At 37.7% G+C, this 9600-nt stretch carries 6 protein-coding genes and 2 pseudogenes; 4 read left to right on the top strand and 4 right to left on the bottom strand.

The window, feature by feature from the left end; all coding sequences use genetic code 11:
• Positions 1–95: 95 nt before the first annotated feature.
• The 4 genes and pseudogenes from H6F47_RS17605 to H6F47_RS17620 all read right to left on the bottom strand — a co-directional run.
• A complete protein-coding gene (locus H6F47_RS17605) occupies positions 96–968 on the bottom strand; it encodes a ferredoxin (protein ID WP_190650261.1) in 873 nt (290 codons plus the stop codon).
• Positions 969–1005: 37 nt separating this feature from the next.
• Positions 1006–3105: a TonB-dependent receptor gene (locus H6F47_RS17610; protein ID WP_137668163.1), complete on the bottom strand. Its 2100-nt coding sequence runs from the start codon at positions 3103–3105 to the stop codon at positions 1006–1008.
• 170 nt (positions 3106–3275) lie between these two features.
• Positions 3276–3464, bottom strand: a pseudogene (locus H6F47_RS17615) (DUF1636 family protein); the annotation flags it as partial.
• A gap of 207 nt (positions 3465–3671) precedes the next feature.
• A pseudogene (locus H6F47_RS17620) lies at positions 3672–3917 on the bottom strand (DUF1636 family protein); the annotation flags it as partial.
• Positions 3918–4212: 295 nt separating this feature from the next.
• Between H6F47_RS17620 and ilvB the strand changes: the two are divergent.
• From ilvB to H6F47_RS17640, 4 genes are all read left to right on the top strand, one after another.
• Positions 4213–6105 carry a biosynthetic-type acetolactate synthase large subunit gene (ilvB, locus tag H6F47_RS17625; RefSeq protein ID WP_190650263.1) on the top strand — a complete coding sequence of 631 codons (1893 nt, stop codon included), beginning with the start codon at positions 4213–4215 and terminating at the stop codon, positions 6103–6105.
• Positions 6106–6324: 219 nt separating this feature from the next.
• A complete protein-coding gene (locus tag H6F47_RS17630) occupies positions 6325–6792 on the top strand; it encodes a tellurite resistance TerB family protein (RefSeq protein ID WP_096566238.1) in 468 nt (155 codons plus the stop codon).
• A 338-nt stretch (positions 6793–7130) separates the two neighbouring features.
• Positions 7131–8606 carry a D-alanyl-D-alanine carboxypeptidase/D-alanyl-D-alanine-endopeptidase gene (gene dacB, locus H6F47_RS17635; protein WP_190347581.1) on the top strand — a complete coding sequence of 492 codons (1476 nt, stop codon included), beginning with the start codon at positions 7131–7133 and terminating at the stop codon, positions 8604–8606.
• Positions 8600–8818 carry a hypothetical protein gene (locus H6F47_RS17640; protein ID WP_190650265.1) on the top strand — a complete coding sequence of 73 codons (219 nt, stop codon included), beginning with the start codon at positions 8600–8602 and terminating at the stop codon, positions 8816–8818. The genes dacB and H6F47_RS17640 overlap by 7 nt, the downstream gene beginning before the upstream one ends.
• Positions 8819–9600: the final 782 nt, after the last annotated feature.

Consider the following 9600-nt stretch of genomic DNA (forward strand, 5'->3'; position numbering starts at 1 on the left):
GCTTTGGTATTTTTTGCTAATGTTGGGTTTCACTGAAGCAGGGCTAAAGCCCTTACTACGAGCATATTTTTACAGAAAAATTAATGGGGAGTAGCTTATACTTTTTCCGGTGGATATAAGTTTTCAGCCACCTTATTACCCTTGACTAAATGTTCATTGACAATATTTTCTGCCACATTAGGATTAACGCGAGTGTACCAAGTTCTATCATTAGAATAGAAAACCACAGGTCCTAATTGACAAACTTCTAAACAACCAGATGTTCTTACTTCTATATCTAAACCTGCATTTTCCACTGCTGATTTTAACGCCTCAAATGTAGGTTGCCATTTGCGAGAAGGAAGACAGCGAGTAGAAGTACAAACTGAAATATAGGAATGTTTGAGAGGATTTTTATTAAAGGGAATTGGTTTAATTCCTAACACATAAATATCTCTCAAATCTTGATACAAAGCTAACTTTTCTAAATTTGGTTTTCCTTCTGGTAATAAATTTTCCCCATCTACCAAAGGATTAGGTAATAAAATCGTCATCAATTGTTCATTCGCACCATTCCAAAATTGAATCCCCCAACTTCTAGGATTTCCTTCTGGATTAAACCGCCGATAAAAAGCTGCACGAGAAACTAGACGCTGCTTCCTCACTTCCACAGGAGTTTTACATAAAGGTCCACCGAAATTAGTATCAATACACAAATGTAAATGCCACCCTTCAGCGGCCACTGTCAAATATCCATCATAGAGAATACATAGTTTTGGAGGTGCATTAAATTCCAACTCTAAAACACTACCTTGAACAATATGGGCAATTCCCACCTGCTGCCAATTTTGCTCAAATAAAGTATACATTAACGATGCTAAAACATCACTCCCACAATCAAAATATTCATACTCAACACATCCACCCGTAGATAGATTTTCTGTTTCTATTTTATTCATTGGTTGTACCCAACAATTAAACTCAGCCATTCGTACTTCTCCTTTGCATCTTTGCGTGAGATAATTATTAAAAACTAGAACTCAAACCCACTTGAAATACCCTACCCCCATCAGGAAAACCAGGGAATAACTGATAACGCTGATTAAACAAATTATCCAAGCTACAAGTCAATACTAGCCTATCATTAATTGGCACACGCATCTTCATATCAAAAGTGGTATATCCCGGCAAAAATTCTGTATTTGTATTATTGGTTGGATATCCGTTTAAAGAATTCATTAACAAACCAAAATACCAACCTTGGGGATTTTCATAAGACACACCAAAATTTAACTTATCTGCACCTGCAAAACGTAATTCTTTGTCAACCTCTGCGGGATTACCGCTTTTTAAAATACGTGGGTCATTGGCTGTATAATTCACAAAACCATAGATATTTCTTGCTAGTTGTAAATTCAGAGATGCTTCAATTCCTTGAGTTTGGACTAAACCAATATTTTCCCAAGTTCCCGTATTCCCATTTATTGGTGGAGTGAGTCTTGTAAAGGCAATGGTATCAGAAACACGGTTGCTAAAAAATGTCAACCGCAGTAAGCCGATATTGCCTATTTTTTGGTCAATTCCCACATCAAAACTATCACCTTTTTCTGGTTTTAAATCAGGATTACCAATGTTAGTAGGATTATTATTAAATAAATTGGCAATTGTGGGGGCGCGGAAGTTTCTGATATAGTTAGCTCTCAGGGTAGTGGAATCAGAAACTGCGAATTTTGCACCTACAGATGGAGATGTAAATGAACCATTAACTAAACTACTAAAGTCTTGACGCACTCCTAAATTGACGTTTAAACTAGGAGAAAACTGAATGTCATATCTACTAAATATCGCCCCTTGACTGATACCATCATCATAATTTACTCGTAAAATATTTGTCCCGTAATTAAAGGAAGTGTTGCGGACATTAGTATTACGATAATCAAAGCCATAAACTAAGGTTTGATTTTTAGATAAATTCCAATTATGGGTAATTTGCACACCATAGGAATCTTGTTGAGTATCAAAGCGATTTTGAGATGTAATTGCACCACTACGATTATCAAAGCGAGTGTTGAGAAAATCGGCGTAAATTCTCGCTTTTAATAGTGAATCATCTCCCTTTCCTAATTTAGAGTTCCAGGTTAAATCAGTGAGAACTTGGTCTGTGTATTTTCGGTTATTCTCGGTGAGAGAGTTAAAAAATCCCTGTCCAAATTGGGGTACAGGAATGGGTACACCTCCGGGTGATCCCTGTTCTTTCCCTAAGTATAAAGTTGATAAAGCTAAGGTATTACGTTTGTCTAAATTAGCTTCTAATTTGAGATTAAAGTTGTTGAATAGTGCGTCATTATTTTTTCTTGTCCCTTCAAAGTTAGCTTCAGGAATGCTAAAGGGATAATTATTTTGTGCTTGGGTACGGTTGTAACCAACTACCCAAGAAATATCACCAGATTTCCCGCTATTTTGAATGCTTTGTTGGTTGAGTCCATAAGACCCAATGTTAACTTTCGTTGTGGTGGTAATTTTATCTGTAGGACGACGGGTAACAATGTTAATTACTCCACCAATTGCGTCTGAACCATAGAGGGTTGAACCACCTCCGGGTAAGACTTCAACTCTTTCAATATTATTACTGGTAAATTCTGAAAGGTCGAAACCTCCACCACCTAAATTATTAATTGGTCTTCCATCCAATAATATTAAAACTTGACCGGTGTTAGAACCGCGAATAAATTGACCACTTAAAGCGTTGACTTCTGTTCCTACAGTTCCATCACCCAAAATACCCGGTAAAAATCGCAGTGCTTCTTTGACTGTTCTTGCACCTTGCGCTTCCATTTCTTCCCCAGTGATGACGTAAACCGGACGAGTAGAATCTTTGACTGTTCCTTCTCGACGAAAGGGTGAAAATACTGGTTCGTTAAGAATACTATCAATCACTGTGATTTCTATATCCGGTTCTTTTTCCTCTGTTTGTGCAATTGGTTGTAAGTCTTGGGCGGAATTTTCAGATTTTGGTGTAACTTCTGTGGCTATGCTGGGGTAATTTTTCCCTAATATCCCGGATGTAATGGTCAAACTAGAAATCAGTATTTGAGTTCCCCACCTGATAATAAGCTGAGTACGCATTGGTAGTTAGGTCCCTGAATAAATAAATACTGGTGGTCTGCACAAAAGTTTTTAGCCTGTAAATTTTGGTAATGATTATTATTATCACAGTTAGGGTAAGTTTTGCAAGCTAGTTTCAAGCTAGTTTCTGGGTTTGTCTGGAGGACTAAAGTCCTCACTACGAACTTTAATTAACAGGAATTTTGGGTGAGTTTTGCCCATTTACTGAGGGGTGGTATTTTGGCTAATATGCCTGTTTTTAAAGCTTCTGGACGTTCTGACCAAGGTAGTAAACCCTTGGGGCTAGTGTAGTATTGGGTGGCACATAGCAGTATGGCAGATACACTATCATCAACTGCTAAGTTACCGAAAAGATAGGTAGGGGTTGCTGAGAAAGTCTTTCCGTGAGGGCATAGGAGTCAGGAGTCAGGAGTCAGGAGGAGATTTGAAAATTTCTTTGCTATCTCTTGAAATCCCAAAAAATGCACACTTTTTCCGGTATACCCTTCAAAACCCTTGCACTAATTTCTGTGTTTATCAGCCTCTAACCTTTGATATATCAAGGTTTTAGGTTTATTCAGCAAACCCCAGGTAAATTTCTCTTCTCCTTGCAAAGCGATAACGCAAGCATGGTTGCAAGCTCTCATACATTGGACTCCCTGAATGGAGAATTTAGAGTGCAGTTCCCAAGTTTGTGCGAGTTGTTGAAGTTTTTGTAATAGCTGCTGTCCGCCACCTTCACCTATCTGTTTACCGTCTTTCCACACACTAGCGCAGGTTGTACAGACTAATAAAGTATGTTGTTTTTTTGCATTAATTTTTATGTATTGCAGATTGAAATGACGAATAGCCTTACTTAAACTGCAAGCTTAAATTTGGCTAGGACAAGGAATCATGCAAATATGTAAAGATGAAACTCACAAACACCAATACTCAGATACTCTGACTTCCCCGCTTTTCTAAAGCAAATCCAAATTAGGTATTTGATGAATTAGTAATAATGTATTAAAAATTTAAAAAAGCCACTCAATTAAAAGTGGTTTTTATTTTGGGTGTAGAATTGGATTACCCTGAAATTCTAAATACAAAATCTAAGGCTTAACTTTTAGTTATATTTTGAGGTTAACCGTGCCATCGTCTTCTCAAATCAGTCTCCCACAATCGGAAAATCAGAAACAGTCTGCTGTCTCTAAATCTACCCCTGTAACTCCAAAACGGGCAACTGGCGGTTTTGCTTTGTTAGATAGTCTGCTGCGTCATGGTGTTGAGTACATTTTTGGTTATCCCGGTGGAGCAATTCTACCGATTTATGATGACCTTTACAAAGTAGAGGAAACTGGTACAATTAAACACATTCTTGTCAGACACGAACAAGGTGCTTCCCATGCTGCTGATGGTTATGCCCGTGCAACTGGCAAGGTAGGAGTATGTTTTGGTACTTCTGGTCCAGGAGCAACTAACCTGGTAACGGGTATTGCGACTGCTTACATGGATTCTATTCCCATGATTATTGTCACTGGACAAGTACCACGGGCAGCAATTGGTACTGATGCTTTCCAGGAGACAGATATTTACGGTATTACTTTACCCATTGTTAAGCATTCTTATGTAGTGCGTGATCCTAAAGATATGGCGCGAATTGTGGCGGAAGCGTTCCACATTGCCAGTACGGGTAGACCTGGACCTGTTTTGATAGATGTTCCTAAAGATGTGGCTTTAGAAGAATTTGATTATGTGCCTGTAGAACCAGGTTCAGTTAAATTACCAGGATATCGTCCCACAGTTAAAGGCAACCCCAGACAAGTTAACGCAGCTATCCAGTTAATTCGTGAAAGTCGTCGTCCTTTATTGTATGTCGGTGGGGGTGCGATCGCGGCTAATGCTCACGAAGAAGTTAAACAATTAGCAGAATTATTTAATATCCCTGTCACCACAACCTTAATGGGTATCGGTGCATTTGATGAACATCATCCCCTATCTGTGGGAATGTTGGGAATGCACGGAACAGCTTACGCTAACTTTGCGGTGACAGATTGTGATTTACTGATTTGTGTTGGTGCAAGATTTGATGACCGCGTGACAGGTAAATTAGATGAGTTTGCCTCCCACGCTAAAGTTATTCACATTGACATTGATCCAGCAGAAGTAGGTAAAAACCGTGTTCCTGATGTGCCTATTGTTGGTGATGTCAAAAACGTTTTAAAAGATTTATTACGGCGCTGTCAAGACGCAAACGGCAAAGCAACACCCAACCAAAATCAAGAATGGTTGAATTTAATCAACCAGTGGAAACAGGATTATCCTTTGGTTGTACCTCATCATGCTGATAGTATTTCTCCCCAAGAGGTAATTGTGGAAGTTGGTCGTCAAGCACCCAACGCTTTTTATACTACTGATGTGGGACAACATCAAATGTGGGCAGCCCAATTTTTGAAGAATGGTCCAAGACGCTGGATCTCTAGTGCAGGTTTAGGAACAATGGGTTTTGGTGTACCTGCGGCGATGGGTGCAAAGGTAGCTTTCCCTGATGAAGAGGTAATCTGTATCAGTGGTGATGCTAGTTTCCAAATGTGTTTACAGGAATTGGGGACTTTGGCACAATATGGTATAAATGTCAAGACCGTAATTTTAAATAACGGTTGGCAGGGAATGGTGCGCCAGTGGCAACAAGCCTTTTACGGTGAGCGTTATTCCTGCTCTAACATGGAAGTAGGGATGCCAGATATTGAACTTTTGGCACAGGCTTATGGTATTAAAGGTATGGTGATTAATACCAGAGAAGATTTAGCAGATAAAATCGCGGAAATGCTGGCACACAATGGACCTGTAGTGGTAGATGTGCGTGTTACTAAGGATGAAAACTGCTATCCAATGGTAGCGCCTGGTAAGAGTAACGCCCAGATGTTTGGTTTACCGAAGCCAGCACCAAAAACCGCAGTTGAGCCAGTTTACTGCAACCATTGTGGTACAAAAAACCCACCCAGTCATAATTTCTGTGCTGAGTGCGGGAATAAGTTGTAAGTCATATAATCAGAATCAGATCCCTGATTTCTGCAAGAAGTCGGGGATATTGTGTGAAAATCACCTTCTAGATTGGGATATAGCTTTTGAGTTTAGCTAAAATCTTTTTGATGTTAAAAACATAACTTCTGTGTGCAAATGTATGAAAAAAAGTAACAGTCTCTGTGATTTTATGCAATGATTTGGGAATCTAAATAATAGTCTGTCAAAAGGATCATCATGTCTAAAAGTGAGTTGGTTAAAAGCAAAATCAAAACTCCAGTTAAACTAGAACCAGAAGTAGCGATCGCCATTATCGGACTTTTTTCCGCTTCTGGTGAGGATGAAGGTATTATTACCCCCGAAGAATACCCCTTACCAGAAATGTTAGAAGGTATTGAACTGTTTGCAAGTTACTCTGAGGAAGACTTTGATAAGTTAACAGCAAAAGTCAACACCTTGATAGAGGAAGAAAAAGTAGAGAATTTAATTCCTAGTGCGATCGCATCCTTAACAAAAAAGAGTTATCGTGAAACTGCCTATATCACAGCTATTTTGATCCTGGGAATGGAAGAAGACATACCCGAATCAGAAGAAGATTATCTCTTTGAACTTCAGGAAGCATTAAAAATTTCCGATGAGCGAGCAGAAGAACTGATAGACGAAATTTTTGAAGAATATGAAGAAGAAGAGGAGGAAGAAGAATAATTATTGGTTTGTTTTTTGAATATCCCCCTCTTTTCCAAGAATTAGGTCATTTAGCTCTTTAGTTTGCAGTTTTCACATAAATAAGTTAATTTAGCTCATGAGTAGCAAATTTTAGGCGATCATGGGCTTTTTAAGTAGTAATTCAGCTACGCAAAGTACAGCAGAATTCAGGAGTCGTAGGGGCGAAGTAGGGGCGAAGCATTCGGAAAATAACCTGTGATAAAAATAGTCAGGAGTAAAACAGGCTTTGTGTATAGGTTTCAATTGAGATTCTGTGCCTCATTGATCTGTAATCTGCTGTAAGTTACAACATTAGGATTACATTTAGCCAAAATAAAATGATTCACAAAAAAATATCTATTAGCTTGATGCTGTTATTTATCGGTGTTCAAATTAATGTTAACCAGCACATAGCTCAAGCACAAACCCCAACAGCACCAGCAACTAGCACAAAATATACTTGTTCTGTTCAAATAGAATCATCTATAGATGCTGTAATTAATCGTCCTATATTTAAGAGAATGCGTTGGGGAATTTTAATCAAACCCCTATCATCTCCACAAACTCTTTACAGTCGAGATCCAGAAAAATATTTTATTCCTGCTTCTAATACTAAACTTTTCACAACAGCAGCCGCATTGCAGAAACTAGGGGCAAATTTTCGCATTCGTACCTCTGTTTATCAAGACAGTGAAGGTATTTTGCGGGTTGTTGGTAGAGGAGATCCAAGTTTTAAAAATGAGCAATTAACAATATTAGCCAAGCAATTATATCAAAAAGGTATTCGGGAAATTAATCAATTAATTGCTGATGATAGTTATTTTCAAGGTGAGGTAGTTCATCCTAGTTGGCAATGGGAAGATGTACAATCTTATTATGGCGCACCTGTCAATAGTTTAATTGTTAATGAAAATACTTCTGTTATAACTTTTTTGCCTCAAGAAATTGGAAAACCTTTAAAAATTAAATGGTCTAATCCTCTGGATGCTTATAATTGGCAGATTGAAAATAATGCAATTACTACTCCAGAAAATGAACCGGGTGATGTGGAAGTTTACCGAGATTTAAAAGGTCAGATTTTAAGAATCACAGGAAAATTGCCTGTAAACTCAGAACCAGATATTACAGCTATAGCGGTATTTGATCCTGCTCAAAATTTCTTGCAAAATTTCCGTTTAACTTTAACAAAATCAGGAATAAAAGTTAACCGGACATCTGTTAATAATGGTGGTAATAATGAACAAGAAATAGCCGCTGTTGAATCTCCGCCGCTATCTGAATTATTAGTAGAAACAAATGTCAATAGTAATAATTTGTATACTGAAGTCTTACTCAGAAGTTTAGCTGATAAACAGCAATTAGCCAAAAATAAAAATACTGCTGATTTAGGATTGCAAGCTTTAAAAAATACGTTAACTGAATTAGGAATTGAACCGAATAGCTATAAGATTGTAGATGGTTCTGGGTTATCTCGTAAAAATTTAATTAGTCCAGAAGCTTTGGTACAACTTTTGCAAGTGATGAGTAAATCTTCCCAAGCAGAAGTATTTCGTGCTTCTTTACCTGTTGCTGGTGTTAGTGGTACTTTAAAAAATCGTTTTCTGAATACATCTGCTCAAGGAATTGTCCAAGCAAAAACAGGTACTATGATGGGTGTGGTTTCTTTATCTGGATATGTCAATGTTCCTAATTATGAAACTTTGGTTTTTAGTATTATGGTAAATCAGTCTGAACAACCTGCAAGTGTGGTGAGAAAAGCAATGGATGAAATTGTTGTGTTATTAACGCAGTTGAAGAGAGATCAACTTTGTTAGCTATCCGCCAACATAATAAGTTCTACTACAATTGTTTACAAAAGCCAATCAATATAGTTGCTGTTTCCGGTTTAGGGACTAGTCCTAGTTGCGTTCATATTGATGAAGTGGCTAGACAAATGTCTATGGCATATCAAAATTTTCTTTTCAGTCTTCCACCCTTCCAGAATTATTGTCAACAACCAAGTCAGGATTTACTAACAATTTCTTAAAATTAATAAAAATAAAGTTTTCTTAAATTCCGCAATTGCCACAAAGACATTCGGAAAATACTGGTTTATTCTTGAATTATAAAGGTATTAGTAGTGGAAATTTATTTATCAAATAATTTTTTTAAATAAAATGCCAACTACTCCTGAAGCAATTTTATAATATTTTGTTCCACCTATGGCTCTCGAACACACAAAAATTAAATTTCCTCTTTGGGATTATTTGAACCAGCCCTTATTTGGTCGTGATACTAAATTTATCTGGAATCCTCGTCAGTTTGCGCTAATATGGAGGGTTCAACTTTTAGAACGGTGTTTGGCTAAACATTCCGATGCCAAAGGACCTCAACAGTCTTAGTTTACAGGTGACAAATGACAGGTTACACTGAAAAGCGATAACTGATAACTGTTTATGCCTCGTGTTCTCACGAGGCTTTTTCCATCCATTCGCTGAGAATTAAGAAACTGATTCCTGTGCTAAACTCACGTATTACTCAGATGTCGCCTTTTTGCTGTTATGCGGAATAGGTAAAATATTTGCTTTTGTCATCAAGCTAAATTGCTATGACAGTAGATTGCAGATCAATGAGGCACAGAATCTCAATTGAAACCTAGATACAAAGCCAGTTTTACTCCTGACTCCTGACTCCTTTACGGGCGTTCGCGAAGCGTGCTGGAAGCATCAGCATTCGGGCGATAAATTATCAATTTTTATCACAGGTTATTTTCCTGTAAGGGCGAAGCATTCGGGCGATAAATTATCAATTTTTATCACAGGTTATTTT

The organism is Sphaerospermopsis sp. FACHB-1094 (assembly GCF_014696195.1).
Lineage (GTDB): Bacteria > Cyanobacteriota > Cyanobacteriia > Cyanobacteriales > Nostocaceae > Sphaerospermopsis > Sphaerospermopsis kisseleviana.